Source organism: Kitasatospora sp. NPDC002040 (assembly GCF_040296785.1).
Classification (GTDB): domain Bacteria; phylum Actinomycetota; class Actinomycetes; order Streptomycetales; family Streptomycetaceae; genus Kitasatospora.
Map to the genome: position 1 here is coordinate 464,362 of NZ_JBEOXV010000001.1, position 25,040 is coordinate 489,401.

Genomic DNA, 25,040 nt, shown 5'->3' on the forward strand with positions numbered 1-25,040 from the left:
GATGCCGCTCGACCTGCAGACCTGGCTCCGCCCCGTCGACGGTGCCTCCGCCCCGGCCGCCGGCCGCCCGGACACCGACGACCGCGCCGCCACCGGGCTGCTCCCCGGCCCCGCCCGGGGCGAGGAGCGCCTGCGTGCCCTGGTGACCGCCGCCGCCTCCTTCGCCGACCGGGCCGAGGCCCGGCCGGACGGGAGCACGGTCTTCGCCCCGGACCCGGACGAGGACCGCCGCGGCCGCACCGCCGCCGTGGACACCTGGCTCCGCCGGGCGGCCGGTGAGCACGGCGGCGCCTCGGTGCTGCTGGACCACCTGGCCGAGACCGGTCGGCCGCTCGGCGACGGGCTGCGCCCGGTGGTCCTGGCCGACCCGGTCGCGCTGCCGGACTGGGCCCTGGCGCTGGCCGTCTTCCTGCGGACGCTGCCGGTCGCCCCGAGCGCGGAGACCGCCGCCCCGGGTGCGCTGAGCGCCGCCTTCGCGGCCGCCGCCGAGGAACTGCTGCCGCATGGGACGGGGGGCATCCTCGGCATCCCGGTCACCGACCGGGCCCGGGCCGACCTGGCCGCCACCCTGACCAGCCGGCTGGTCGAGGCCTGCAACCTGGCCTTCTGCCACGAGCTCCAGGCCGCCACCGGCCGCCCCCGCGCCACCGACTGGGACGCCGCCGGCGGCCTGGACACCTCGCAGGAGGGCTGGCTGGCCCGGCTGGAGCGGCTGCCCGCACTGGCGTACCTGGTCGGCACGGTGTGCCGGCAGTGGCAGCACGTGCAGACCGAGATGTTCGCCCGGCTGGCGGCCGACCACGCGCTGCTGGTCGAGCAGATGTGGGAGGGCGAGGACCCGGGCCCGCTGGACTCGCTGCGCGGTGAGGCGGGCGACCGGCACGCCGGCGGCCGCTCGGTCGCGCTGCTGTACTTCGCGAGCGGCCGGGCCGTGGTCTACAAGCCGAAGGACATGCGGCACGCCACCGCCTACCTGGACCTGGTGCGCCGGCTCAACGGCGAGCTCTCGCTCGACCTGCCGGTGCGCACCGTACTGATCCGCAGCGACCTCGGCGACGACGGCAACGGCGCCTCGCTGGCCGCGCACTGCGAGAGCGACTACGGCTGGGAGGAGCTCGTCCCGCACCGGCCCTGCGCCGACGCCGGCGGCTTCGCCCGGTTCTACCGGCGGCTCGGCATGACGATCCGGCTGGTGCAGCTGCTGGAGGGCCGCGACCTGTGGGCCGACAACCTGCTCGCGGACGGTGAGCACCCCGCGCTGATCGACCTGGAGTGCCTGCTCTACCCCCGGGTGCAGACGCCGCCGACCATCAGCGCCGACCAGCACGGCCTGCTGGACGAGCTGGAGTCCACCGTGGTGCGGACCGCGATGGCGTTCCAGTCCTGGACCCCGGCCAAGCAGAGCGGCGCCCTGGACATCGGCTGCCTGTCCCGGATCGGCAGCCTGGAGATCACCCCCGGCGTGCCCGCGCTGCCGCTGCCCCCGTACCGCCCGGTCCACCTGGACCAGAGCGGTGCGACGGTCACCGCCGACCCGTGGCAGTACAGCGAGGAGCTGACCGAGGGCTACCGCGAGATGCACCGGACGCTGCACCGACTGCGCGCCGAACTCGCCTCGGCGGACGGCCCGTTGGCGCCGTTCCGGGGCATCTGGGTGCGCTACATCTGGCGCCACACCTGGGACGGCTACAAGATCATCCGAGCCTCCACCAGCCCGCTCGCCCTGGACAGCGGCGCCACCCGCGAGACGGTGATCGCCGGCGCGCTCCAGGGTGCCATCACTGCGGTGGCCGGCGACCCCGGGCGCGGTGACCTGCTGGAGGTGGTGCTGGCCGAGCTCGACTCGTTCCGCCAGCTCGACATCCCCTTCTTCCGCTCGCTCACCTCCTCCTCGTCCGCCTTCACCGCGGACGGCCGGGAGATCCCCGGCCACTTCTCCGGCACCGGCTGGCAGCGGCTCCAGCAGCGCGTCGCCGAGCTGGACGGCTTCGACCTGGACGCCCACCTGGCCGTCCTCTCCGGCTGCGTGGACGCCGCCCGGGGCGGCGCCGAGCAGGACGCCCCCGCCGCCCGGCGCACCGCCAAGGCCCGGATCCCCGGCAGCGGGGAGCTGCTCGACCACGCCGTCCGGATCGGCGACCGGATCCTCGCCGACCGCCGCGGCAAGGGCTGGCTCGGCCAGAGCTGGTACCCCGGCAGCGGCCTGCGCCAGGTGGAGGTGCTCGGCCTCGACCTGGTCAGCGGCACCCCCGGCCTCGCCGTGCTGTTCGCCGAACTCTGGGCCGCCACCGGCGAACCGCGGTTCCACCGTGCCGCCCACCACACCCTGGCCGCCGCCGCCCGGCTGATCGACCCGGCCGCACCGAGGGCCTTCGCCTTCGCCGCCGACAGCCGGCTGGCGGGCGGCGACCCCGTCCCCGGCGGGTTCGCCGGACCGGGCGCGCTGATCCACGCGCTGGCCCGGGTCGGCACCCTGCTCGGCGACCCGCAGCTGATCGCCTCGGCCCAGGCCCTGGTCCTCGGCGCGGTCGCGGTCGCCACCCCGGCGCCCGCCCGCCCCGGCCGACAGCCCCGGACCCCCGCCCCGGACGCCCCGCTCGGCAGCGCCGGCCTGCTGCTCAACCTGCTCCGGCTGCGCCGCGCCACCGGCCCCGGCCACGCCCCGACCGACGACGGCATCCGGGCGCTGGCCGCCGCCGCCCTGGACCGGCTCGCGGCCGACCCGGCCGACGGCACCGACGGCGAGGCCGACCAGCGCTTCCTCGACCTGGTGCCCGCCGGTGCCGACTCGATCGCCGCCGCTCTGGCCCGCACCGTGGCCGAGGCGCCCGCCCTGCTCGCCAACCCGGAGGCCGTGCGCGAGCTGCTGCGCGGCCACCGCTTCGCCACCGCCACCCGGGCCGGCCGGCTGGCCTGCCTGGACACCGCCGTCGCGCTCGGCGCCGGCACCGTCGACCCGGCCGAACTCGCCTCCCTCACCCCGCCGGTGAGCGCCCGCCAGATCTCCGGCCGGAGCACCCGGGACCTGGTCGCCACCGCCGGCGAGGCCCTCACCGCCGCCGAGGCCGGCCTGCTGCACACCGTCCCCGAGGCGCTGGACTCGCTGCTGCCGGGACCGTTCTACGACGGCCGGGAGGCGGCCGCCCTGCTGGTCGGGGAACTGATCGCCCGTCATGACGACTCCGGCAGCTGGTACCCCGACCGGGCCGCCGACGACCGGATCAACCTCGGCGCCCTGGACGGCGCGGCCGCCGTCGGCCTGCTCCTGCTGCGCCTGCTCGACCCCGCCACCGCTCCGCTCGCCACCCTGCGCTAACGCCGACCGAGATCCGAGGGACCGTCATGTCCGACACCTCCGCGCCGACCTCCGCGATCGGCTTCAAGCGCCACTACACCCCGTACGTCGTTCCCGGCGAGGCCGTCTACCTGGTCTCCGAGCGGGGCGTGTCGGTGGTCGACGGCGGGCTGGCCCAGGCGCTGGCGCCGCTGCTGGACGGCACCCGCACCGCCGAGCAGATCGGCGAGGCGCTGGGCGGCACCGTGCCCGCCGACAAGGTGCGCACCGCCGTCGACCGGCTCCGGGAACGGGGCTACCTGGCCCCCGCGGGCACGGTCGAGGACCCGGCCGGGGCCGCGTACTTCGAGATGGCGGGCCTGGACGGCGACGCCGCGAGCACCGCGCTGCGCACCGCCCGGGCCCGGGTCGAGGTCTACGGCGAGCTGGACCCGCAGCCCTTCCTGGACGCCCTCGCCGCCGCCGGGGTGACCGCGGATCCGGCGGCCGACTTCACCATCGCGCTGACCGAGGACTACCTGCACCCCGGCCTGGCCGAGCGCGACCGGGAGGCCAGGGAGAGCGGCCGCCCCTGGCTGCTGGCCCGTCCGGTCGGCTCGATCCTCTGGGTCGGCCCGGTCTTCGTGCCGGGCCCGGCCGAGCAGGACGGGACCACCGGCTGCTGGGAGTGCCTGTCGCACCGGCTGTCCGCCAACCGGCAGTCGCTCAGCTACCTGCAGCACCGCCTGGGCCAGGACGGCCCGATCTCCACCGCCGGGGCCCAGCTCGCCCCTTCGCTCGGCGCCGGGGCCCAGCTCGCCGCCCTGGAGGCGGCCAAGTGGCTGGCCGGGGTGCGCCCGGCCGAAGCGGTGGTGCTGACCCTCGACACGGTGCTGCTGGAGACCGAGCGGCACCGCCTGATCCGCCGCCCGCAGTGCCCGGCCTGCGGCGACGAACAGCTGATGGCGGAGCGCCAGTTGAAGCCGGTCCGGTTCGAGCGGCGCCCGAAGGCGTACACCGCCGACGGCGGCCACCGCTCGGCCTCGCCGGAGGACATGCTGGACCTGTACCGGCCCCAGCTCTCCCCGGTCACCGGGGTGGTGACCTCCCTGGTGCCGGCCGGCCGGACCCCGACCGGGCTGCGGGTGTACGTCTCCGGGCAGAACCTGTCCCGCCGCAGCGGCGACCTGCGCCAGCTCAGGACCGGTCTGCGCTCGGTCAGTTGCGGCAAGGGCCGGACCGACGTCCAGGCCAGGGCGAGTGCGCTGGGCGAGGCGATGGAGCGCTACTCCGGGGTCTTCCAGGGCGACGAGGCCCGCCGCCGGGCCAGCTTCGCCGAGCTCGGCGACGCCGCGATCGACCCGGCCGCCACCCTGCTCTACAGCGAGCGCCAGTTCGCCGAGCGGGAGCGCTGGAACGACCAGCCGTCGATGTTCAACACCGTCCCCGAGCGGTTCCGGGCGGACGACCCGATCGAGTGGTCCCCGGCCTGGTCGCTGACCGAGCAGCGCACCCGCTGGCTGCCCACCATGTCGCTGTACTACGGCTACCGGCACCGCGACGGCTTCTTCGCGGCCGGTGACTCCAACGGCTGCGCGGCCGGCACCTCGTTCGAGGACGCCGTGCTGCAGGGCTTCCTGGAGCTGGTCGAACGGGACGCGGTCGCGCTCTGGTGGTACAACCGGGTGCAGCGCCCGGCGATCGACCTGGACGCCTTCGGTGACCCGTACATCGGCCAACTCCGGGAGATCTACCGGGGGTTGAACCGCGAGATCTGGGCGCTGGACCTCACCTCGGACTTCGGCATCCCGGTGGTCGGCGCCTTCTCCCGCCGCACCGACAAGCCGGCCGAGGACGTGCTGATCGCCTTCGGCGCCCACCTGGACCCGCACATCGCGCTGACCAGGGCGCTCACCGAGATGAACCAGTTCCTCGGCCCGGTGGCCGGTGACGCGGACGGCCACGTCAGCTACGCGGGCGCCGACCGCGAGCAGAAGCAGTGGTGGACCACCGCGACCGTGGCCAACCAGCCCTACCTGCTGCCCGACCCGGCCGCTCCCGCGGCCGGCCCGTCCCGCTGGCAGCAGTTGGCGGGCGACGACCTCGCCGACGACCTCGCGCTGGTCCAACGCCTGGTCGAGGAGCGGGGGATGGAGTTCCTGGTGCTGGACCAGACCCGCCCGGACATCGGCCTCCCGGTGGCCAAGGTGATCGTCCCCGGGATGCGGCACTTCTGGGCCCGCTTCGCCCCCGGCCGGCTGTACGACGTCCCGGTCGCCCTCGGGTGGCTCGACGCGCCGACGCCGGAGCAGGAGCTCAACCCGATCCCGATCTTCATCTGACGACGCGCCGGGCCGCCGCCGCAGCAACGGCGGCGGCCCGTACGCCCGGCCCGGAAAGAGGTACCCGATGACCGTGACCGAACAGCTCCCTCCCGACCTCACCGCTGCGGGCGCGGCGCCGCGCACGCTGCTGCGGCTGCGCCCCGAGGTGGAGGTCACCGCGCAGGGCGAGGACCTGGAGCTCAGCCACCCCTGGGGCCGGCAGCGCGTGCACGCGCTCGGCGCCGAGACCGTCCAGCGGCTCGCCGCACTGACCCGGAATCCGCTCGACGTGGACGAGATCGCCGACGGCGGCCGCCTGTTCCACCTGCTGAGCCGGTTCCCCTACCTCGTCACCACCACCCTGGCCGACCCGTTCGGCGAGCCGCTGGCGACGGCCGTGCCGATCGCCCGGGCGGCCGGCCTGCCGGGCCTGGTCCGCCCGCCGGCCGCCGTGGTGCTGTCCCGCTTCGCCTATCTGCGCCGGCTGCCGGAGGAGCACGCCGGGGCGTGCGTGCTGGAGTCGCCGATGGCGCCGTTCCGGCTGACCCTGCACCAGCCGGCGGCGGGGGCGTTCGTCGCGGCGGTGACGGCCTCCCGGTCGGTGGCCGAGGCGGCGATGCTGGCCGGGATCAGCCCGGCGGCCGGGCAGGCGCTGGCCGGACTGCTGGCCGGGGCCGGGTTCCTGGACGACGGCGCGACCGGCGAACCGCCGCTCTGGGACTTCCACGACCTGCTGTTCCACGCCCGCAGCCGCCCGGGCCGGCACGACTACCCGAGCGGCGGCGTGTTCGCCCACACCGACATCGCCCAGCTGCCCGCGATCCCGGGGACCGGGGCCCGGGAGGACGGCACCGGGATCGACCTACCGGTCCCGGACTGGGACGAGGTGCTGGCCCGCGACCCGGCGCTGAGCGAGGTGCTGGAGGGGCGCCGCTCGGTCCGCTCGTACGCGGAGACCCCGGTCACGCTGGAGCAGTTGGGCGAGCTGCTGTACCGGGTGGCCCGGGTCCGCCGGATCATCCCGGGTGATCCGGCCGACCCGCACGGCTACGACATCGTGGACCGCCCCTACCCGGCCGGCGGCGCGACCGGTGAACTGGAGGTCTACCTCTCGGTGGTGCGCTGCGACGGCCTGGTGCCGGGCGTGTACCGCTACGACGCGGCGGCGCACCGGCTCCGGCCGCGCCCGTTCGCCGGTCCTGGCGACGAGGCGGCGTTCCGCGAGCTGATGACGGCGGCCTGGCGGGCCACCGGCTGCGCGGTGGACCCGCAGGTGCTGCTGACCGTCACCTCCCGGTTCGGCCGGCTGTCCTGGAAGTACAGCCAGATCGCGTACGCGCTGACGCTCAAGCACGTCGGCGTGGTCTACCAGACGCTGTACCTGGTGGCGACGGCGATGGGGCTGGCACCGTGCGGCCTCGGCTCCGGCGACACCGACGCGGCGGCGCGCGCGCTCGGCCTGGACTGGACGGCGGAGTCCTCGGTCGGCGAGTTCCTGATCGGCAGCCGCCCGGCCGACGTGCCGCGCACCGCGCACGGGTTCAACGACATCGTGGCGTCCGCGCGCGGCTGACGCCCGCTCATCAGCACCGCTCGGCACACCTCTGTGACCCCGCCGTCCCACGGCGGGGTCACAGAGGTGTGCTGGGGTCGGCCTCAGAGCCAGCCGCGTTCGCGGGCGATCCGGATCGCGTCGCAGCGGTTGCGGCCCCTGGTCTTGGCGATCGCGGCCGAGACGTAGTTGCGGACGGTGCCGGGGGAGAGCGACAGGGCTGCCGCGACCTCGTTGATGGTCGCCCCCTCGGCCACGTGGCCGAGCACGGTGAGCTCGCGGGGGGTGAGCGGTGCCCCGGGGGCGCGGACCACGTCCAGCACCAGCCGGGGGTCGTACACCCGGCCGCCCCGGGCGAGTTCGCGGACCGCCGCGATCAGGGCGCCCGGCGGTACGTCCTTGAGCAGCACCCCGGCGACGCCGTCGGCGACCGCCCGCTGGAGGTCGGCGGAGCGCGGTACCGCGATGAGCAGCAGGACGGCGGTGGCCGGTGCCTGGTCGCGGATCAGGGCGGCGGTGGCCGGTCCGCCGGGCCCGGGGAGGTCCGGGTCGAGCACGGCGACGGTCGGCCTGGTCCGGGCGGCCTCGGCGGCGGCCTCCTCGGCGGTGGTCGACTCGGCCACCACGGCGAGGTCGGCCTCGCGGTCGAGCAGGGCGCCGAGTCCCGAGCGGAACAGGTGGTGTCCGTCGGCGAGCAGGACGCTCACGGTCGGGGTCCCGGCGGGGTGGGCCGGGGCCGGGCGGTACGGCGGTTGGTCCAGCAGGGTGATCATCCGGCTACCTCGGTGGCGTTGAAGTGGCGGGCGAACGGGCGTGCGGGCGACGGGTGGTGGCGGCGGCTCACCCCCAGCCCCAGGTCTCCTGCGGGCCGGTGGGCAGCGGGGAGGGGGTCGGGGAGGCAGCGGGAGCCGGAGCCGGCGGCGTGACGGGCTGACCGACCTGGGCCGGTGCGTCGGGCCCGTCGGCCGAGACGACGACGTTCGTCGGAGTGGAGGAGATCGACTGGACGGTGGCGGCGGTACCGGCCAGGACACTGAAACCCAGGGCGACAATCGTGATGAAACGGACCTTCTGCGTCATGGGGGTGCCGATCCTCTCGCAATTCGACTGATCCCTGGGCTGCTTCCGGGGACCGGGGGTGTACGGCGGGGGGTCCGACGGCGGTCCGTACCGGGCCCCTGAGGGGCTGCTGTCCCGGTGCTTCGGTCCGTCGTTCCTGCCGACACCATGAGAGTGGCCGCCCGGGGGTATCCGTGTCAGTAGCCGGAGCTGGCACCAGAGTGCCGTGACACTGTGAGGCCAGCTCGGGCCCGGCCTGCCGGACCCGGTGCCGGGGCCGTCACAACGGCCCTGACCTGCACGGACGGTGGGATCAGGGGTGGCTGGGCAGCTCGTGCAGGCCCAGCGCGATCCGGGCGTCGGCCTCGCAGTGCAGCAGCTGCCAGCCGCTCAGCACGCCGCCGGTGCGGGTCATTTGGTGCCAGGCGTCGCGCAGGCCGTCCTCCGCGTCCAGCAGGGTGCCGGCCGCCACGAACACCATCGCGTCCAACTCCTGCGCCGTCGCCCGGATCCGCGCATGGCTGAGCCGGGCCCGGCCGTGGAGCCCCTGCTCCAGGCCGTCCCGCACGACGGGTGTCGCCGGCGGGCCGAGCGGTCGGCCGCCCGGCGTCTCCAGACGGACGCGGATCGCATACACGTCTGCCAGCCTGAAGCACCGTCAGCCCGCCGACAGGCAGTGTCCAGTGGCATCTCACTGCCTGGCAGGAAGATGTCGGGGGCAGTGGAAGCGGCTGCCCCGGTTCCGCCGGCTGACGTCGCCGCGGGTGTGCGGTCCTTCACCGTTCGTCCATCGGACCGCCGTGATTGTCCGTAAGACTGTTCTATGTTCCAGCTCGTGACGGTACGCTGACCGCCTGTCAGGTCGACCTGCAGATCGGCCGGTTCGATTCCGGTTACGGGGAGAGTGTGATGTGTTCCGCACTTCTGGTGACGAGCAGTTGACCGAGTACCGGCCGATGGGCCTTGACCCGTTCGGCGAAGCGGTGTACCGGACGATGCTGCTCCATCCCGAGCTGGACACCCAGGGCATCGCGGGCCGGCTGGAGGTCCCCGAGGCCGAGGTCAGGGCGGCCCTGGACCAGCTCGCCGACCTGGCCCTCACCAGACCCACCGGCGCCGAGGACCGCTGGCGCGCCGTCAACCCCGAACTCGGGCTGGCCACCTTACTGGCGCGCCAGGAGGCCGAGGCGGCCCGCCGGCAGCAGGAGATCGAGCGCAGTCGGGCCGCGATGGCCGGCCTGATCGCCGAGTACGCCAGCGTCCGCGCGCCCGCCAACCAGTCGGGGGTCGAGGTGATCGCCGACCTCTCCGAGGTCCGGGACCGCCTGGTCCAACTCGCCTCCGACGCCGCCGTCGAGGTGCTGGCGCTGGCCCCCGGCGGCCCGCAGCCGCCCCAGGTGATGGAGGCCAGCCGCGCGCTCGACCAGGAGACGCTGGAGCGCGGGGTCCGGATGCGCACGGTCTACCAGGACAGCGTCCGCAACGACCCCGCCACCGTGCAGTACGCCCGCTGGCTGCACGGCCTGGGCGGCGCCGTCCGGACCACGCCCACCCTGCCGCTGCGGATGATCCTGGTCGACAACGCCACCGCGATCGTCCCGATCGACCCGGAGGACCCGCGCAAGGGCGCCGTGCTGCTGCACAGCCCGGGCGTGATCGCCGCGCTCCGGGCCCTGTTCGAGCAGCTCTGGGACCAGGCCCGCCCACTCGGCGAGACGGTCCAGCGGGACCCGCGCGGCCTCACCGCGCAGGAGCGTGAGCTGCTCCGGCTGCTGGCCGAGGGGCTCACCGACGAGCGGGCCGGCCAGCGGCTCGGGGTCTCGCTGCGCACCGTCCGCCGGATGATGGCCGACCTGATGATCCGGGTGGACGCCCGCAGCCGGTTCCAGGCGGGCATCCAGGTGGCCGCCCTCGGCTGGCTCGGCGAGACCACCCCGCACTGACCGGCGCGCCGCTCACCCCGCCGGGGGCTGCCCCGGCCACCCCAGCAGCCGCGCACCGAACGCCGCCGTCTCCAGGGTGTAGCGCTGGAGCGCGTCGTCCGGGTCCAGCCCGGTCAGCCGGACGATCCGCTCCAGCCGGTACGACAGCGCCCGGACGCTGAGTCCGAGCCGCCGGGCGGCCTCGGCCAGCACGTAGCGCGAATCGGCGTAGGCGGCCAGCGTCTCCAGCAGCGGCAGCGGCCCGCCGCGCGCCTCGCGCAGCGGACCGAGCACCCCGTGCACCAGCTCCTCCAGCGCGTCCCGGTCCCGCAGCAGCACCGGCAGCACCAACAGGTCCGCCGCGTACAGCAGATGGCCCGGCAGCCGGAGCCGCTCGGCCTGCTCCAGCGCGGCCCTGGCCTCCTCGTACGAGCGGACCGCCCCGCCGGGGCCGCCGTGCGGGCGGCCGACCACCACCCGCCGCCGGCCGGTCAGTTCCGCGAACGCCTCGATCGCCGCGCCCTCGCCGGGGCCCGCGGGCAGGATGCAGACCAGCCGCCCGTGCTTCACCGCGAGCAGCACCTCCTGCTCGCCGAAGCGGCCGAGCAACTGCCGCTCCACCCCGCGCACCAGCGGGTCCTCGGGGTTGTAGCCGTCGCCGTCCGCCACCGCCACGATGTGCGCGCAGGCCAGGTTGAGCCCGAACCGCTCGGCGTGCTCGGCCAGTCGGCCCAGGTCGCTGCGGCTGCTCAGCAGGTCGGCGACGAACTCCCGCCGCCCGGCCTCCTCCTGGCGCAGCCGCTCCCGGTAGGCCCGGCCGTGCCCGGCCGCGAGCGCCGCCACCGCGGCCCGCAGCGCCGCCATCGAGGCCCCGTCCACCGGCCGGCCCGCCCAGACCCGGCCGCTCGTCTCCAGCCGCTCGTCGATCAGCTCGGCCAGCCCCCGACCCGCCTCGGCCCCCCGGTCGCCGCACTCGCGCAGTGCGTCCAGCTCCTCCCGCCGCAGCCGCCGTCCGGTCCGGCCGATCTCCTCCAGCAGCGGCCCCCACGACTCCGGGTCGGCCGCCCCCGGCCCCGACGACGCTGTCACCACGGCCATTTCCGGTTCCTTCCCCCACCCAGGACAACGACGCGTCAGCGTACCCGCCCCCCACCGGTGCACCGCTGGCGGGTTTCTGACAGATCATTGCCCCGGGCCCCGGCGGTGAGCACGATGGGCCGGTACACGCAGGTCCGGGCCGGTCCGGGGAGGGCCGGGCCCGGGAGACCGAAGGGGGACGCAATGACCGGGGACGTGGCCGACAGAGCACCGGCCGAGGAGCGTGAACGCGCCGAACAGCGGGTCACCTGGGCGGAGTTGTTCTTCGACCTGGTCTGGGTGTTCGCCATCACCCAGATCGCGGTGGCGGTGGCGCACGCCCACTCGGTGCTGGACCTGGCCACCGCGATCATGCTGTTCCTGCCGCTCTGGATGGGCTGGGTGGGGGCGGCGCTGCTCGGCAACGCGACCGGGGAGAGCCTGGACGGGGTGCACGGACGGCTGCTGGTCTTCGCGCTGGCGGCGTGCGGGCTGGGCATGAGCGTGGCGGTGCCGGAGGCGCTCGGGGACCGGGGGGTGCTGTTCGGGGTCTGCTACGTGCTGATGCGGCTGATCCTCTGGCAGCGGATGCGCCGCTGGCCGACCTTCGGCGGCCTGCGGATCGAGCCGTTCTCGGTCAGCCTGCTGGCGGCCGGCCCGCTGTTCCTGGTCGGCAGCTTCCTGGACAGCGGTCCGCGCCAGCTGCTCTGGGCGCTCGGCGCGGTGATCGAGGTGCTCGGTACGGCGCTGCTCGGGAAGCGGCTGGACCGGGCCAGGTTCGAGACCTCCCATCTCCCGGAGCGGTTCGGGCTGTTCGTCATCATGGCGCTCGGCGAGACGGTCATCGCGGCCGGCGGGCACGTCTCGGAGGGGCACCTCGGGACGGTCGCGCTGGTCACGCTGGGCGTGGCCTTCGTGCTGATCGTCCTGCTCTGGTGGGCGTACTTCCACTACAGCGCCCCGGCCGCCCGGCACAGCCTGGACCAGGACCCGGTGCAGGCCAGGATCGTCCGGGACGTGTTCAGCTACGCGCACCTGGCGTACGCGGTGGCGATCATCCTGATGGCGGTCGGCCTGGAGGAGTTGCTCGCCCACCCGATGGAACACCCGCACGAGCTGCCGCAGTTGGTGCTGGCACCCGGCGCGGCGCTCTACCTGGCGGGCTTCTGCTACGCCCGCTGGCGGATGTTCGGCGCCCCGGCGGTGCCGCGCTCGACCGGCGTGCTGGCCTGCCTGGGCGTCGCGGTGGCCGCCCCGGCACTGCCGCTGCTGGTCACGGCGGTGCTGGTGGCGCTGGTGCTGGCCGCGGTCAACGGGGTGGAGGCCTTCATCGTGGAGACCGGCCGCCCGCTGCCGCTGCTCCGGGTGCCGGGGGCTAGGTCGGCCCGCCGCTGAGCAGTGCCTCGCCGAGCGGGGTGCGCAGGTAGAGCACGCTGCGGCCGGTGCGGTGCGAGACGGCCAGCCCGGCCGCCCGCAGCGTGGTGAGGTGGTGCGAGACGGTCGGCGCGGGCATCGCGGTCCGGGCGGCCAGCTCGGTGGTCGAGGCGGGGGAGCCCAACTCGGCCAGCAGGCGGGCCCGGGAGCGGCCGAGCACGGCGGCGAGCGCGTCGGGGGTCCGGTCGGGACCGGACTCCCAGAGGGTGGCGATGCCGCGCGGCGGGTAGACCAGGCCGGGCTGGCGGGGCGGGGTGCTCTGCGAGAACACGCCGGGCCAGACGAAGACGGTGGGCACCAGGACCAGCCCCCGGCCGCCGTCCAGGGTCCGGGTGGCCCGGTACGAGCGGTGCCGGACCCGGAGGGTGTCGTCGGACCAGCCGACCTGGGGGTGCAGCGCCTCGAACAGCTCGGCGGCCCCGCCGCGGGCGATCGACCGGGCGCGGTACATCACCTCGCCCTCGACCAGGCGCTGGATCCGGCTCCAGTGCGGCTCGATCGCCGCCTCCCAGTAGGCCCTGATCTGGTCGGCCAGCCGGGCCAGCCCGTCCCCGGGGTCCCGGTACAGCGCGGCGACCGGGGCCGGCAGCGCGACCGGGAACCGGTCGAGGTCGGCCCGCACGGTCTCCGCCGGGGTGGCCGCCAGCGCGGCCAGCTCGTCCTCCAGCGCGGGCGATCCGGTCCTGGGCACGGGAGTCAGGAAGCTCGGCACGTACGTGGTGGGGATCGGGACCAGAGCGAACAGCAGCGACAGGTCCGCCGCCGGGAGGGCGGCCCGGGTCTCCCGGGCCCAGCCGAGGTGCAGCGGTTTGCCGCCCGGGTCCTTGAGCGCCTCGACGCTGGTGACCACCTCCCAGAGCGGGGAGTGGCCGAACCGGGTCCTGGCCAGGTCCTGGGCGGAGAACCGCAGGGTGAGCACGGGCCGCCTCCAGACGGGGTCGAGCCGGATTCGATCAGGATGAAATCTGTGGGCGGCCCGGGACCGCGCTGCCAGTGTCGTCCCCGGGACCGGCACTCATTCCAGCAGACCGGTCCGCGTCCTGGATGAGGGGGCCTTCGGCCATGCGTACCTTGCGGAGATTCGGCCTGCCCCGGGTGGCGGGGAACGGCGGGCTGGTCGGTGCCAGCGTGATCGACAGCCTGGGCAGCGGGCTGGTGCTCGCGTTCGTCCTGGTCTACTTCGCCCGCACCACCGAGCTCTCGCTGCCGGCCATCGGCGGGGCGCTCACGCTGGCCCGGCTGCTCGCGGTGCCGACCGCCGTGACGGTCGGCCCGCTGATCGACCGCTGGGGCGCCCGGGGGCCGGCGCTGACGGGCAATCTGATCGCCGCGGTCGGGTACGCGGGCTTCCTGGGCAGCCACCAGGTCTGGCAGATCGTCGTCTCCGCCTGGCTGGCCCAGGTCGGCGCGGTGACGTACTGGACCTCCAGCACCGGCCTGGTGGTGCTGGCGGCGGAGGGGGCGGAGCGGCCGCGCTGGTTCGCCCTGCTGCACATGCTGCGCAACGTCGGGCTCGGGCTCGGCGGCGCCCTCGGCGCCTTCCTGGTCGGCGTCGGCGGCACGGCCGGGCTGCGCCTGGTGGTGGCCGCCAACGTGGTCAGCTACCTGGTCGCCGCCCTGCTGCTGCGACGGTGGCGCCCGGCCCTGCGGGAGCGGCCCGCACCGGCGGCCGCCACCGCGGGCGGCTACCGGACGGTGCTCCGGGACCGGCGCTACCTGCTGCTGGTGGCGGTCAACGTGTGCTCGGTCTTCGCCGCGCTGATCCTCAGTCTGCTGCTGGCCGTCTACATCACCGAGGGCCTGCACCGGGAGGCCTGGATCGCGGGTGCGCTGCTGGTGCTGAACACCGGTCAGGTCGCGCTGACCCAGACCGTGGTGAGCAGGTGGCTGGAGCGGTTCCGCCCGACCCGGGTGATGGCCGCCGCCTGCGGCGTCAACACGCTGGCCTTCGGTGTCTTCGCCCTGCTCACCGACGCTCCGGGCCGGCTGGTGCCGGCCGGCCTGGTCCTCGCCATGCTGCTGTACACGCTGGCCGAGACCGCCGCGACGCCGTTCGCCGAGGAGCTGAGCGTCTCGCTCGCTCCCGAGCGGCTGCGCGGCCGGTACCTGGCGGTCTATCAGCTGTCCTGGACCTTCGGCCAGACCGTGGCACCCGGGCTGCTCACCCTGCTGTTGGCCGGGGGCGCGAGCCGACCGTGGCTGTTCCTGATCGGGCTCAGTCTGGCGGCCGTCCCCGCGCTGCTGGTGCTGGAACGCCTGGCGCCGGCCCGGGCGGTGTCCGCCGAGCCGGCCCTGGCGGCCTGAACCGAACAAGCCTGAACCGCACGGGCCCGGTCCGGACGATCCGGACCGGGCCCGTGCGGCACCGTCAGACCAGCACGGGCTGCTGCTCCGCCACCTCGGCCCCGGCCTCGGGGGCCGGGTGCGGTGCCCGGCGCGGCAGCGCGAAGATCAGGACGAAGACCAGCAGCAGTCCGCCGGTCACCCACCAGAGCGCGTGCTGGAAGGCGTTCACGAAGACCGGCCCCATCGCCTGCACGGTCGGGTCGGCGGCGTCCACCACGGTGAAGAAGGCCACCGAGGAGAGCCCGAGGCCCATCGCGATGCCCAGCTGCTGGGTGGTGTTGATCAGCCCGGAGGCCGAACCCGAGTGCTCGCGCGGCACCTCCGACAGCACCAGGTCGGTCAGCGGGGCGACGATCAGGCCCATCCCCAGACCCATCACCACCAGCGGCAGCGCCATCTGCCACGGCTCGATCCCGGTCCCGTACCGGGCCGCGCCGGCCAGGTAGAGCAGCGCGCCCGCCGCCATCACCAGCGCCCCGGTCTGGAGCACCCGCCGACCGAACCGGGGCACCAGCACCTGCACCGAGAGCCCGGCCGCCGCCGACACCGCGATCGAGAACGGCACCCCGGTCAGCCCCGCCCGCAGCGGGCTCCAGCCCAGCCCGAGCTGCATGTAGAGGGTCCACACCATGAAGAAGATGCCGGAGGCGATGCCGAAGCTCAGCTGCACCCCGATGCCCGCCGCGAAGCTCTTCACCCGGAACAGCGCCAGCTCCACCAGCGGCGAACCGTCCCGCCGGGTCTTCGCCCGCTCGAACAGCACGAACAGCACCAGCACCGGCAGGCTCAGCCCCATCGACACGAAGCCCCACACCGGCCAGCCCGACTCGCGGCCCTGGGTCAGCGGGTAGAGCAGCATCAGCAGCCCGGCCCCGGCCAGCAGCATGCCGACCAGGTCCAGCCGCAGCGCCTGCGGGGCCCGGGACTCGTCGACGTACTTCGCACCGAGCAGCAGGCCGGCCACACCGATCGGCAGGTTCACCAGGAAGATCGGCCGCCAGCCCAGGCCGAACAGGTCCCACTCCGTCAGCAGCGCGCCCAGCAGCGGCCCGAGCACCGCACCGAGCCCCACCATCGCGCCGAACATCCCGAACACCTTGCCGCGCTCGTGCGCGGGGAACGTCACATGGATGATCGACAGCACCTGAGGCACCATCAGCGCGGCCGTCGCCCCCTGCAGCACCCGGGCGCCGACCAGCATCTCCGGGCTGCCGGCCAGGCCGCAGAGCGCGGAGGCCAGCGTGAAGCCGGTGATCCCGAGCAGGAACAGCCGCTTGCGGCCGTAGATGTCACCGAGCCGCCCACCGGTGATCAGGCCGATCGCGAAGGCCAGTGCGTACCCGGCGGTGATCCACTGCAGCGTGCTGTAACCCGCGCCCAGGTCCTGCTGGATGCTCGGCATGGCGATGTTGACGATGGTGACGTCGACCAGGTCCATCAGACTGGCCGTCATCACCACGGCGAGCGCCAGCCAGCGGCGGCGGTCGGGGGCGTCCGTGACGGGGGACATGAGAGGGGACTCCTTCGGCTGGGAACGAGTCGAAGCTATCCACCATCTAGGTCAGATCCTGACCGCTTGGTACGGCATGCTGAACCTCATGACCGACACCCCCGCGAGACTGCTCAGCCTGCTCTCGCTCCTGCAGACCCCGCGCGAGTGGCCCGGCAGCGAACTGGCCGAGCGGCTGCGGGTCAGCCCCCGCACCATCCGCCGGGACATCGAGCGGCTGCGCGAGCTGGGCTACCCGGTGGAGGCCAGCAAGGGCGCGATCGGCGGCTACCGGCTGGTGGCCGGGGCCGCGATGCCGCCGCTGCTGCTGGACGACGAGGAGGCGGTGGCGATCGCGGTCGGTCTGCGGGCCGCCGCCGGGCAGGCGGTCGAGGGCATCGAGGAGGCCTCGGTCCGGGCGCTGGCCAAGCTGGTCCAGGTGCTGCCCGCCCGGCTGCGCCACCGGGTCGGCTCGCTCAACGCCGCCACCGTCCCGATGGCCGGCGGCGGCCCCCGGGTCGACCCCGAGGTGCTCACCACCCTGGCCTCGGCCGCGGCCGGCCGGGAGAAGCTCCGCTTCCACTACCGGGCCGGGGACGGCGCCGAGACCAGACGCCTGGTGGAGCCGCACCGGCTGGTCGCGGCCGGCCGCCGCTGGTACCTGGTCGCCTTCGACAACGAACGGGACGACTGGCGGATCTTCCGGGTCGACCGGGTCAGGGAGCCGCAGCCGACCGGGGCCCGCGCACTGCCGCGCGAACTCCCGGCCGAGGACGCGGGCGCCTATGTCGCCGCCCGGCTCACCAACCGCAGCCGCACCTACCGGGCGGTGGCCACCCTGCACGCCCCGCTCGCCCGGCTGGAGGGCCGGCTCGGCTTCCCCGGCGACGAGGTCGAAGCCCTCGATGCGACCCGCACCCGGCTCTCCACCCACGCCGACTCACTGGAGTGGCTCGCCCTCCGCCTGGCCAGTCTGGGTTGCGAGTTCGAGGTCCACGAGCCCCCCGAACTCCGCACCCACCTGCGCGAGTTGGCCGACCGGGCCAGCCGCGCATCCGGCTGACGAACGCCTGCGGACTACTTGCCGAGAGCGGCCACGCCCGCCTGGGCGAACTTCTCGTCCAGGTCGCCGCTCGGTGCGCCCGCGACGCCGATGCCGGCGATCGGAGCGCCCTGGGAGGCGACCGGGGCGCCGCCGCCGAGGAAGAGCGTGCCGGGGATGTCCTTCAGGTTCGGGGTCTGGGCGAGCCGCTTGACCAGCTCGGAGGTGGGCGCGTTCCAGGACACGGCGGTGAACGCCTTGCGCTCCGCCGACTCGTACGACTGCGGTCCGGCGCCGTCGCCGCGCAGGGTGACGATGGTGTTGCCGTTGCGGTCCACCACCGCGACGCTGACCCGCTGGTTCTCCTTCTCGGCGGCGGCGAGCGCGGCCCGGGCCGCCTTGGTCGCGGCCTCGATGCTCAGGTGGGTACTGGTGAACGTCTCGCTCTTCTTGAGATCGGCCGCGACGGCGGCCGGCCTGGCCTGGTCGTCCTTCGGCGCGGCGGAGGCCGACATGGCCCCGAAGCTGCCCGCACCGACGGCCACCAGGGCCACCGCGCCGGTCAGTACCCGGGTCCGAACGCTCATCTTCTGCATGGGAGTTGCTCCTCGTCGGTAAGCCTTCGGAAGCCTGCTGCTCCCGCTCTGCTTCGATCCTCACCCGGCCGCAGCCCCGACCCCGTCGACGCGACAGCCGACCCGGGGGTCAACCGATCGGTTGATGCCGCACCACCCGCCCGACCCACGCTCGGACACGCCGCCAAGCGGGCGACGGTGCGCAGCGCGCCCGCCGGAGTCGGATACTGCTAGAGGACCCCCGGGGCAAGCCGGGGCTCCGCATCAGCAGGGACGGACGCCATGCCCCAGAATCCCGAGAACCCCGAATTTCCCGAGGACTTCGACGACTTCGAGGAGGAGTCGGCGCCGGTCGCGCAGGCCGCGGCCGCCGATGAGCGGGCGGTCGCCGAGCATCCGGGGGACGACTACGAGCAGCTCAGGGAGCGCCGTTCGCTCGGTGCCGACACGGCGGACGACGCGGATGCGGCCGAGCAGGCCCGGGTGGTCGAGCTGGACGAGGACGAGTACCGGTAATCGGGTCAAAAGCTTAGAATCCGGGCATAACTGCCTGGCGTCCGGATCGCCGCGCACACCGGCGGGACGATCGGTCGCCGAACGGAGGTCGACCATGACCCAGCAATCCACGGGCAAGATGACCAAGCTCCGACGCGGTACCCAGGAGCTGCTCGAACGCCGCGCCATGGTGGCCGACCCCGGGCCGCAGCCGCCCGTCACGGGCGGTTCCGCCATGGCCGGCGGACCGGCCGGGCCGCACTTCGGGGACACCGCGTTCAGCCACGGCGGTCGCCGCTCGTTCAGCGCCCCGGCGATGGCGGGCGGCCCGGCCCACCACGCCGAGCTGCCCGGCCACCGGCACCGGGGCGCCGAGAAGCACTCCGCCCACTGACCGGCGAAGCACTGTGCCGGGGTGGCAACCCGAATTCCGGGTTGCCGCCCCGGCACAGTGCTTCGGTGCGGCAGAGTGCGAAAGAGTGGGGCCGAGAAGCCGTCTGCCGAAGGAGAGCCATGTCCCAGGAGATCGAACCGCTGCTTCCCCGCGAGGTGTGGCTGGCCTCGCTGCCCCGGGTGTTCGCGGCGGCGGGCTGCCTGATCCGCGACCCGGAGGGCCGGGTGCTGATCGTGAAGGCGGGCTACCGCCCGGACTGGCAGTTCGTCGGCGGGACGGTGGACCTGGGCGAGGACGCCGCGCAGTGCGCGGGGCGCGAGCTGCTGGAGGAGACCGGCCTGACCGGGGAGGCCGGAGCGCTGCTGACGGTCGCCTGGACCCACCCGGTCGGGGACATGCCGCACCCGGCCGTGCACTTCCTGTTCGACTTCGGCACCATCCCCGCCGACAGCCCGGTCACCCTCCCGGCGGGCGAGCTGGACGCGTACCGCTGGGCCACCACCGAGGAGGCGCTCACCCTGCTCGGCCCGACCCGCGCCCCCCGGCTGGCGGCCGGCCTGGAAGCCCTGGCGGACGGCCGGACCCGGATGGTCACCACCCCGGCCGGGGGTTTCTGACCCCGGTCAGGCCTTGCGCCAGACGTACGCGGCGGAGACCGGGACGCCCCGGAACCGGGCCCACTTGGGCTTCAGTGCGATCCACTCGTCGCCGACCGTGCCCTCCCGCATCTCGGCCAGCTGCCAGCCCTCGGCCAGCGCGGCGGTCAGGTGGTCGCTGACCAGGTGCAGGTGGGTGTCGATGGCGAGGTCCTCGCCGTCCTCGGTGGTGAAGTGGGTGGGCATCCCGGCCGCCATGATGAACTGCGGGTGCAGGCCGACCAGGACGCACAGCCCGCCGGGGGCGGCCAGCCGGTACGCCTCGCGGTAGAACGGGGTGAGGTCGGCGAGGTGCTCGTCGACCAGCGAGGAGATCACCAGCCCGTACCCGCCGCCCGGCAGCCCGGTGGCGGCCAGGTCGGCCTCCACCAGCCGGTCGTGGGCGCCCCTGGTGCGGGCCAGGGCGAGCATCTCGGGGGTCAGGTCCACGCCGTCCACCACCGGGACGCCCCGGCCGCGCAGCCAGGCGCCGGTGCGGCCGGTCCCGCAGCCGAGGTCGGCGGCCCGGCCGGCGGCGGCCCAGTCGGGGGTGGTCAGCCGGTCCAGTACCGCGAGGTCCATCAGGTCCTCGACGGTCCGTTCGTAGCTGCCGACCCACCGGCCGTATCCCGTCCGGACGTCCACCATCGGATAGCCGCGGGTGTCGAAGTCTGCGAATTGCGCCATGGTCGGCAGTGTTCTCGCCGCCGGTCCGGGGCGCCAGTGAATAAAGCCCCGGCCCCACGCGTGGGCTGACGGGTGGTCAGCTGTCCGGGGGGTGGAACGCCCAGAGCCCGCGCCCGAGCGAGTTCTCGCACCTGACCTGCCGGAAGCGTTCGTCCCCGGCGTCCAGGAAGCCCTCCGCGACGCCGGCCAGCACCTGCTGCGCCACCGGGTCGGACCGGCTCCAGGCGCCGGTCAGCACGAGGGAGTCGCCGACCAGTTCGGCCCGCTGGATCCGGGCCACGGCGGCGGTCAGCAGGGCGGCGTTGACCTCGTCGAGCTCGGTGGCGGTGAGGTAGGTCTCGGTGGCCGGTCCGGTCCGGTGCTCGGCGGCCAGCCTGCGGCGGAGCTCGGGCAGGGCGTAGTGCCGGACGGCGGCGACCGAGTCCTCGACCGCGACCAGCCAGCGGGGCCCCGGCGAGACCTCCCACCAGATCTCGTCGTCGACCGGCATCAGCTCGCCGATCCGGGCCCGCCAGCGCTCGGTGCCGGTCGGGCGGTTGGGGTCGGGGTGCTCGCCGGGGCCCGGCCAGTCGGCCTTGGCGGTCAGGCTGAGCGTGACGGTGTAGCGGACCGCGTGCTCGTCCCGGCCGAGCACCCGGACGCCGAGCAGGGCCCAGTGGCCGGGGGAGGGGAGGTCGAACGCGCCGCGCCGGTCGGTCAGCCCCAGTGCGCGGAGGGCGGGCGCGAAGTGGTCGCGCATCCCCTCGGCGAAGAGGTCCTGAGCAGCGGTCATCGCAGGCGTCCTTGTGGTGGTGGAGGGGAGCGGTCCATTCCGCTTCGTCTGCCACCCAACTTATGTCTGCGACCGAGCTATGCACTGCGGGCGAAGGGCCGGAGCCCCGGGGCCTTTGGGCCCGGCCGGGCGGTGCCGTCGGTCCGCCCGGTGCTGCGCTGCTCCGGCCCGGGCGGGTCTCCCGGGGCGCCCCGGCATGCCGCATGATGTGGCGGGTGCACAGTCCCGAACACCCGCCCCCCGACCTCGCCGACGCCGTCCGGGCGGCGCAGCGCGGCGACGAGGAGGCCTTCCGGCTGCTCTTCCGGGCCGTCCAGCCCGGTCTGCTGCGCTACCTGCGGGTCCTGGTCGGCGGCGGTCCCGAGGACGCCGAGGACATCGCCTCCGAGGCCTGGCTGCAGATCGCCCGGGACCTGGGCGGCTTCAGCGGGGACGCGGACGGCTTCCGGGGCTGGGCCGCGACCATCGCCCGCAACCGGGCGATGGACCACCTCCGCCGGGTCCGCCGCCGTCCGATCGCGGATCTGCCGGAGGAGTACCTGGCCGAGCTGGCCGCGGCCGAGGACACCGCGGGCAGCGCGGTGGCGCTGGTCTCCACCGCCGACGCGCTGGCGCTGATCGCCCGGCTGCCACCGGACCAGGCCGAGGCGGTGCTGCTCCGGGTGGTGGTGGGCCTGGATGCGGAGGGCGCGGCCAAGGTGCTCGGCAAGCGGTCGGGCTCGGTCCGGATGGCCTCGCACCGGGGCCTGCGGCGGCTGGCCAAGCTGCTGGAGGCGAGCGGCGGCCGGTCGGGCGGCATCCCCGCGCAGCAGCCGGCCGCACCATCCACCGGAAAGATCCCGCCGCAGGGTGTGACAGCAGGCAGGTCCGCGACGCTGAAGGACATGAGATGAGCACCAACCGATCCCGACGGATCGACCGAGCCGCCGCCGAGCACCTGCTCGCCGGGGCCCCGGCCGACCCGTCGGCCGGTCAGGACCGGCTCGCCGGCCGTACGGTTCCAACCGACCACGCGGCCCTCGCCGGGCTGATCGCCTCCGCCGCTGCCCCCGCAGTCGACGGCGGCGAACTGCCCGGCGAGCAGGCGGCCCTGACGGCGTTTCGGACGGTGCGGGACCAGCCCGCCGCAGCACCCCGGAGACGTACCGCCATGGCAGCCACCGCGACCGCGCGGGCCCGGGCCTTCAGTGCGAAGGCCCTGCTCGCCGCGTGCGCGGCCACCGCGCTCGGCGGGGTCGCGTTCGCCGCGAGCACCGGCGGCCTGGGCCACCTGCCGGGCGGTCTCGGCGGCGGTCCGGTGGCCCACGCGCCGGAGAGTGCGCTGGCGAAGGCGTCCGCCCCCTGGTCCGGGACGCCGTCCGGGCAGCCGTTCCACCAGTCCCCGACCGGTGCCTCCTCCGGTGCCGGGCCCCGTTCGGCCCGGCCCGAGCCGAGCCGCAGCGCCTCGGCCGGCCCGGCCGTGCCCAGTGCCACGGCCGACGGCACGGCTGTCCCCACCCCCGCCCCGTCGACCGCCGTCCCGACCGAGCTGGAGCGGCTCTGCCAGGCCTACGGCGAGCGGCTCGCGGCCGGGGACAAGGCGAAGGCCCTGCTCGCGGACCCCCGGTTCGCCCCGCTGCTCAAGGCGGCGGGCGGCGCCGACGACGTGCGCGAGTACTGCGACCTCGACGAGGACCGGCCCGCCCCGGCCCTGGGCGGACCGAAGCCCACCGACCGGGGCCGGCCGAGCGAGACCGCGAACCCGCCGACCGGTCACCAGACCCGCGAGGGCACGGAGCCCGACCGGCAGTGACCCCCAGACTCCGGACGGACGGTGGGTGAACCATCCCCCCGGTCCACCGTCCGTCCGGACCGCACGTCCCGCCCGCCCGCGCTGCTGGACCGGGCGCCCGGGCCCAGCGGCTATCGTGCTCGGAGCGCAGGGGACCTCGACCCTGCGGTCGAGGGCGGGAAGGAGCTGGTGGCGGTGATCGGACGTGCGCTGAACGGGCGTTACGAGCTGGGGGAGATACTCGGCGTCGGCGGCATGGCCACCGTGTACCGGGGCCACGACCACCAACTCGGCCGCCCGGTCGCGGTCAAGGTGCTGAACGGCGGCCTCGCCGACGACCCCCGGTTCGCCGAGCGGTTCGGTCAGGAGGCCCGGCACGCGGCCCGGCTGACCCACCCGAGGATCGTCACCGTCTTCGACTCGGGCGTGGACCAGGGCTCTCCGTACATCGTGATGGAGCTGGTGCACGGCCGCCCGCTCGGCCAACTGATCGCCGAGACCACCTGGTTGCCGGTCGAGCGGGCGGTCGGGATCGCGGCCGCGGTCTGCGAGGCGCTCGAAGTCGCCCACGCCGCAGGGCTGGTGCACCGGGACATCAAGCCCGGCAACATCATGATCACCCACGACGGCGGGGTGAAGGTGGTGGACTTCGGCATCGCCAGGGCGAGTTCCTCCGGTGCCCAGCTGACCCAGGCCGCCGCCGTGCTCGGCACCGCCGCCTACCTTTCGCCCGAGCAGGCCACCGCGAGCCCGCTGGACGGCCGCTCCGACCTGTACGCGGTCGGCTGCGTACTGACCGAAATGCTCACCGGGGAACCGCCGTTCACCGCCGACACCTCGGTCGCCATCGCCTTCAAGCACGTCACCGAGCACCCCGCCCCGCCGTCCTACCGACGGCACGGGCTGTCGCCCGCGCTGGACCACGCCGTGCTCCGGCTGCTGGCCAAGAACCCGGCCGACCGCCCGGCCGACGCGGCTGCCGCCCGGGCCGAACTGCTGGCCGCGGTACCGGTGTTCACTCCCGTCGACCGGACCAGCGAGCTGCTCGCCGACACCCGGGCGATGCCCCCGGTGCCCGCCGCTCCGTACCAGGAGCAGCACCGCACCTCGCTGCTGCCGCCGCTGCGGTACGAGCAGGACGGGCCCCGGCCGACCCGGGACCGCCGTCCGCTGCTCTACGCGGGTGCGGGGCTGGTGGCGGTGGCCGGGGCCGCCGTGATCGGGCTGCTCACCCTCGGCGGGCCCGCCCCGTCCACCGCCAAGGCGGCCCCGACCGCCGCCGCCACCACCGCCTCGCCCGGCTCCGGTCCGACCCCCAGCCCGAGCCCGTCCCCGAGCCCCACCCCGTCGGTGAAGCAGAGCCCGAGCGGCAAGCCCTCGCCCACCCCCAAGCCGGGCCCGGCCGCCGCCCTGGCCGCGCTGCGGGCCGCCGTCGCCCAGGCCGACACCGGCCGGGAGCGCGAGCGGCAGGGCGCGCTGCTGGAGGAGCTCGACCAGGCCGCCCAGGCGCTCGCCGGCCGGGACCCGCAGGACGCCGAGAGCTCGCTGCGCAACGCCCAGCGGCTGGTCCGCGACCTGGCCAAGAAGCACGCCATCGACAACGCCACCAACCAGGCCTGGCAGGCGAAGCTCAGCTCACTGCTCGCCGCCGTCGACTGAGCCGCGGGCCCCGCGCCGGCCGGTGCGCTCGACCAGCCGGCCGTGCAGCCGACGGGTCAGGGCGGTGGCCGCCGCGGTCAGGAAGATCAGGGTGTAGAGGATCTGCAGCATCACCACCACCCGGGCCTCCTGCCCGACCGGGGAGACGTCGCCGTAGCCCACCGTGGACATGGTGATGACGGTGAAGTAGAGCGCGTCGATCCGGGTGCTCAGCCCGGTGAACTGGTCCGGGGCCCGTGCGAGTCCGTAGTAGGTGGAGGCGAAGACCACCAGGGACAGGCAGATCAGCAGCATGATCATCAGCCCCGGCCGGCCCGGCAGCCCGAGCAGCTCGCGGCGGATCTCCCGGACCAGCAGACCGGCCAGCAGGGCCAGCCCGGTCCCGAAGCTGAGCCACCCGAAGACCGGGTGCTCGGGCCCGAACAGGTCGAACGGGACGGTGAAGTAGAGGACCAGCAGCACCAGCGGGCCGGCCAGCAGCAGGCCGAGGGCGAGCCGGTCCGCCAGGCTGCCGGGATGCTTCGCCACCGGCC

23 protein-coding genes are annotated in these 25,040 nt (G+C 75.0%); 13 read left to right on the forward strand and 10 right to left on the reverse strand.

Annotation, left to right across the window (positions count from 1 at the left end; all coding sequences use genetic code 11):
* Position 1 precedes the first annotated feature (1 nt).
* The 3 genes from ABT118_RS02205 (at position 2) to ABT118_RS02215 (ending at position 7,171) form a co-directional block, all read left to right on the forward strand.
* Positions 2-3,316: a DUF4135 domain-containing protein gene (locus tag ABT118_RS02205; RefSeq protein ID WP_350644288.1), complete on the forward strand. Its 3,315-nt coding sequence runs from the start codon at positions 2-4 to the stop codon at positions 3,314-3,316.
* Positions 3,317-3,342: 26 nt separating this feature from the next.
* Positions 3,343-5,616 carry a TOMM precursor leader peptide-binding protein gene (locus ABT118_RS02210; protein ID WP_350644289.1) on the forward strand — a complete coding sequence of 758 codons (2,274 nt, stop codon included), beginning with the start codon at positions 3,343-3,345 and terminating at the stop codon, positions 5,614-5,616.
* A gap of 67 nt (positions 5,617-5,683) precedes the next feature.
* Positions 5,684-7,171, forward strand: coding sequence for a SagB family peptide dehydrogenase (locus ABT118_RS02215; RefSeq protein WP_350644290.1), 1,488 nt, complete (start codon positions 5,684-5,686; stop codon positions 7,169-7,171).
* Positions 7,172-7,254: 83 nt separating this feature from the next.
* On the opposite strand, the gene ABT118_RS02220 is transcribed toward ABT118_RS02215, so the two are convergent.
* The 3 genes from ABT118_RS02220 to ABT118_RS02230 all read right to left on the reverse strand — a co-directional run bounded on the left by ABT118_RS02220 (position 7,255) and on the right by ABT118_RS02230 (position 8,846).
* Complete coding sequence (locus ABT118_RS02220; RefSeq protein WP_350644291.1) at positions 7,255-7,923, reverse strand: response regulator; 669 nt, start codon at positions 7,921-7,923, stop codon at positions 7,255-7,257.
* Positions 7,924-7,990: 67 nt separating this feature from the next.
* On the reverse strand, positions 7,991-8,230 hold the full coding sequence (locus ABT118_RS02225) for a hypothetical protein (protein WP_350644292.1): 240 nt from the start codon (positions 8,228-8,230) through the stop codon (positions 7,991-7,993).
* 292 nt (positions 8,231-8,522) lie between these two features.
* Positions 8,523-8,846: a hypothetical protein gene (locus ABT118_RS02230; RefSeq protein WP_350644293.1), complete on the reverse strand. Its 324-nt coding sequence runs from the start codon at positions 8,844-8,846 to the stop codon at positions 8,523-8,525.
* A gap of 274 nt (positions 8,847-9,120) precedes the next feature.
* On the opposite strand from ABT118_RS02230, the gene ABT118_RS02235 reads away from it, so the two are divergent.
* A complete protein-coding gene (locus tag ABT118_RS02235; RefSeq protein ID WP_350644295.1) occupies positions 9,121-10,152 on the forward strand; it encodes a LuxR C-terminal-related transcriptional regulator in 1,032 nt (343 codons plus the stop codon).
* A 12-nt stretch (positions 10,153-10,164) separates the two neighbouring features.
* Here the strand turns inward: ABT118_RS02235 and ABT118_RS02240 are convergent, their stop codons facing one another.
* Positions 10,165-11,229 carry a PucR family transcriptional regulator gene (locus tag ABT118_RS02240; RefSeq protein ID WP_350644296.1) on the reverse strand — a complete coding sequence of 355 codons (1,065 nt, stop codon included), beginning with the start codon at positions 11,227-11,229 and terminating at the stop codon, positions 10,165-10,167.
* A gap of 183 nt (positions 11,230-11,412) precedes the next feature.
* Between ABT118_RS02240 and ABT118_RS02245 the strand changes: the two genes are divergently transcribed.
* On the forward strand, positions 11,413-12,603 hold the full coding sequence (locus tag ABT118_RS02245; protein ID WP_350644297.1) for a low temperature requirement protein A: 1,191 nt from the start codon (positions 11,413-11,415) through the stop codon (positions 12,601-12,603).
* Here ABT118_RS02245 and ABT118_RS02250 read toward each other — a convergent pair.
* Positions 12,584-13,561, reverse strand: a complete 978-nt coding sequence (locus tag ABT118_RS02250; protein ID WP_350644298.1) for an ArsR/SmtB family transcription factor — start codon at positions 13,559-13,561, stop codon at positions 12,584-12,586. The two genes, ABT118_RS02245 and ABT118_RS02250, sit on opposite strands and share 20 nt — an antisense overlap.
* A 143-nt stretch (positions 13,562-13,704) precedes the next feature.
* On the opposite strand from ABT118_RS02250, the gene ABT118_RS02255 reads away from it, so the two are divergent.
* Positions 13,705-14,946, forward strand: coding sequence for an MFS transporter (locus ABT118_RS02255; RefSeq protein ID WP_350644299.1), 1,242 nt, complete (start codon positions 13,705-13,707; stop codon positions 14,944-14,946).
* A gap of 64 nt (positions 14,947-15,010) precedes the next feature.
* Here ABT118_RS02255 and ABT118_RS02260 read toward each other — a convergent pair whose 3' ends face one another.
* Entirely contained in the window at positions 15,011-16,498 is a 1,488-nt protein-coding gene (locus ABT118_RS02260) for an MFS transporter (protein ID WP_350644300.1), read from the reverse strand.
* Positions 16,499-16,586: 88 nt separating this feature from the next.
* Between ABT118_RS02260 and ABT118_RS02265 the strand changes: the two genes are divergently transcribed.
* Positions 16,587-17,540, forward strand: a complete 954-nt coding sequence (locus tag ABT118_RS02265) for a helix-turn-helix transcriptional regulator (RefSeq protein WP_350644301.1) — start codon at positions 16,587-16,589, stop codon at positions 17,538-17,540.
* 14 nt (positions 17,541-17,554) lie between these two features.
* Here ABT118_RS02265 and ABT118_RS02270 read toward each other — a convergent pair whose 3' ends face one another.
* A complete protein-coding gene (locus tag ABT118_RS02270) occupies positions 17,555-18,115 on the reverse strand; it encodes a GlcG/HbpS family heme-binding protein (protein ID WP_350644302.1) in 561 nt (186 codons plus the stop codon).
* 261 nt (positions 18,116-18,376) lie between these two features.
* Between ABT118_RS02270 and ABT118_RS02275 the strand changes: the two genes are divergently transcribed.
* The 3 genes from ABT118_RS02275 to ABT118_RS02285 all read left to right on the forward strand — a co-directional run bounded on the left by ABT118_RS02275 (position 18,377) and on the right by ABT118_RS02285 (position 19,600).
* Entirely contained in the window at positions 18,377-18,610 is a 234-nt protein-coding gene (locus ABT118_RS02275; RefSeq protein ID WP_350644304.1) for a hypothetical protein, read from the forward strand.
* Positions 18,611-18,704: 94 nt separating this feature from the next.
* On the forward strand, positions 18,705-18,983 hold the full coding sequence (locus ABT118_RS02280) for a hypothetical protein (protein WP_350644305.1): 279 nt from the start codon (positions 18,705-18,707) through the stop codon (positions 18,981-18,983).
* 119 nt (positions 18,984-19,102) lie between these two features.
* Positions 19,103-19,600, forward strand: a complete 498-nt coding sequence (locus ABT118_RS02285; protein ID WP_350644306.1) for an NUDIX domain-containing protein — start codon at positions 19,103-19,105, stop codon at positions 19,598-19,600.
* Positions 19,601-19,606: 6 nt separating this feature from the next.
* Here the strand turns inward: ABT118_RS02285 and ABT118_RS02290 are convergent, their stop codons facing one another.
* Positions 19,607-20,305, reverse strand: coding sequence for a class I SAM-dependent DNA methyltransferase (locus tag ABT118_RS02290; protein WP_350644307.1), 699 nt, complete (start codon positions 20,303-20,305; stop codon positions 19,607-19,609).
* 76 nt (positions 20,306-20,381) lie between these two features.
* The gene (locus ABT118_RS02295) at positions 20,382-21,077 is read right to left on the reverse strand and encodes a hypothetical protein (protein WP_350644308.1); all 696 of its coding nucleotides are present in this window, start codon (positions 21,075-21,077) and stop codon (positions 20,382-20,384) included.
* 206 nt (positions 21,078-21,283) lie between these two features.
* Here ABT118_RS02295 and ABT118_RS02300 point away from each other — a divergent pair, with 206 nt between their 5' ends.
* The 3 genes from ABT118_RS02300 to ABT118_RS02310 all read left to right on the forward strand — a co-directional run bounded on the left by ABT118_RS02300 (position 21,284) and on the right by ABT118_RS02310 (position 24,507).
* Positions 21,284-21,970, forward strand: coding sequence for an RNA polymerase sigma factor (locus tag ABT118_RS02300; RefSeq protein WP_350645086.1), 687 nt, complete (start codon positions 21,284-21,286; stop codon positions 21,968-21,970).
* Complete coding sequence (locus ABT118_RS02305) at positions 21,967-22,869, forward strand: hypothetical protein (RefSeq protein ID WP_350644309.1); 903 nt, start codon at positions 21,967-21,969, stop codon at positions 22,867-22,869. Before ABT118_RS02300 ends, ABT118_RS02305 begins: the two co-directional genes overlap by 4 nt.
* A 174-nt stretch (positions 22,870-23,043) precedes the next feature.
* Entirely contained in the window at positions 23,044-24,507 is a 1,464-nt protein-coding gene (locus ABT118_RS02310) for a protein kinase domain-containing protein (RefSeq protein ID WP_350644310.1), read from the forward strand.
* On the opposite strand, the gene ABT118_RS02315 is transcribed toward ABT118_RS02310, so the two are convergent.
* Entirely contained in the window at positions 24,484-25,035 is a 552-nt protein-coding gene (locus tag ABT118_RS02315) for a potassium channel family protein (protein WP_350644311.1), read from the reverse strand. The two genes, ABT118_RS02310 and ABT118_RS02315, sit on opposite strands and share 24 nt — an antisense overlap.
* Positions 25,036-25,040 lie beyond the last annotated feature (5 nt).

What these genes read in the sequence shown, in the direction of transcription:
- ABT118_RS02205 (WP_350644288.1), top strand. Translation starts at nt 2, where the DNA reads ATGCCGCTCGACCTGCAGACCTGGCTCCGCCCCGTCGACGGTGCCTCC.
- ABT118_RS02210 (WP_350644289.1), top strand. Translation starts at nt 3,343, where the DNA reads ATGTCCGACACCTCCGCGCCGACCTCCGCGATCGGCTTCAAGCGCCAC.
- ABT118_RS02215 (WP_350644290.1), top strand. Translation starts at nt 5,684, where the DNA reads ATGACCGTGACCGAACAGCTCCCTCCCGACCTCACCGCTGCGGGCGCG.
- ABT118_RS02220 (WP_350644291.1), bottom strand. Translation starts at nt 7,923, where the DNA reads ATGATCACCCTGCTGGACCAACCGCCGTACCGCCCGGCCCCGGCCCAC.
- ABT118_RS02225 (WP_350644292.1), bottom strand. Translation starts at nt 8,230, where the DNA reads ATGACGCAGAAGGTCCGTTTCATCACGATTGTCGCCCTGGGTTTCAGT.
- ABT118_RS02240 (WP_350644296.1), bottom strand. Translation starts at nt 11,229, where the DNA reads ATGGCCGTGGTGACAGCGTCGTCGGGGCCGGGGGCGGCCGACCCGGAG.
- ABT118_RS02245 (WP_350644297.1), top strand. Translation starts at nt 11,413, where the DNA reads ATGACCGGGGACGTGGCCGACAGAGCACCGGCCGAGGAGCGTGAACGC.
- ABT118_RS02255 (WP_350644299.1), top strand. Translation starts at nt 13,705, where the DNA reads ATGCGTACCTTGCGGAGATTCGGCCTGCCCCGGGTGGCGGGGAACGGC.
- ABT118_RS02260 (WP_350644300.1), bottom strand. Translation starts at nt 16,498, where the DNA reads ATGTCCCCCGTCACGGACGCCCCCGACCGCCGCCGCTGGCTGGCGCTC.
- ABT118_RS02265 (WP_350644301.1), top strand. Translation starts at nt 16,587, where the DNA reads ATGACCGACACCCCCGCGAGACTGCTCAGCCTGCTCTCGCTCCTGCAG.
- ABT118_RS02270 (WP_350644302.1), bottom strand. Translation starts at nt 18,115, where the DNA reads ATGCAGAAGATGAGCGTTCGGACCCGGGTACTGACCGGCGCGGTGGCC.
- ABT118_RS02275 (WP_350644304.1), top strand. Translation starts at nt 18,377, where the DNA reads ATGCCCCAGAATCCCGAGAACCCCGAATTTCCCGAGGACTTCGACGAC.
- ABT118_RS02280 (WP_350644305.1), top strand. Translation starts at nt 18,705, where the DNA reads ATGACCCAGCAATCCACGGGCAAGATGACCAAGCTCCGACGCGGTACC.
- ABT118_RS02285 (WP_350644306.1), top strand. Translation starts at nt 19,103, where the DNA reads ATGTCCCAGGAGATCGAACCGCTGCTTCCCCGCGAGGTGTGGCTGGCC.
- ABT118_RS02290 (WP_350644307.1), bottom strand. Translation starts at nt 20,305, where the DNA reads ATGGCGCAATTCGCAGACTTCGACACCCGCGGCTATCCGATGGTGGAC.
- ABT118_RS02295 (WP_350644308.1), bottom strand. Translation starts at nt 21,077, where the DNA reads ATGACCGCTGCTCAGGACCTCTTCGCCGAGGGGATGCGCGACCACTTC.
- ABT118_RS02300 (WP_350645086.1), top strand. Translation starts at nt 21,284, where the DNA reads ATGTGGCGGGTGCACAGTCCCGAACACCCGCCCCCCGACCTCGCCGAC.
- ABT118_RS02305 (WP_350644309.1), top strand. Translation starts at nt 21,967, where the DNA reads ATGAGCACCAACCGATCCCGACGGATCGACCGAGCCGCCGCCGAGCAC.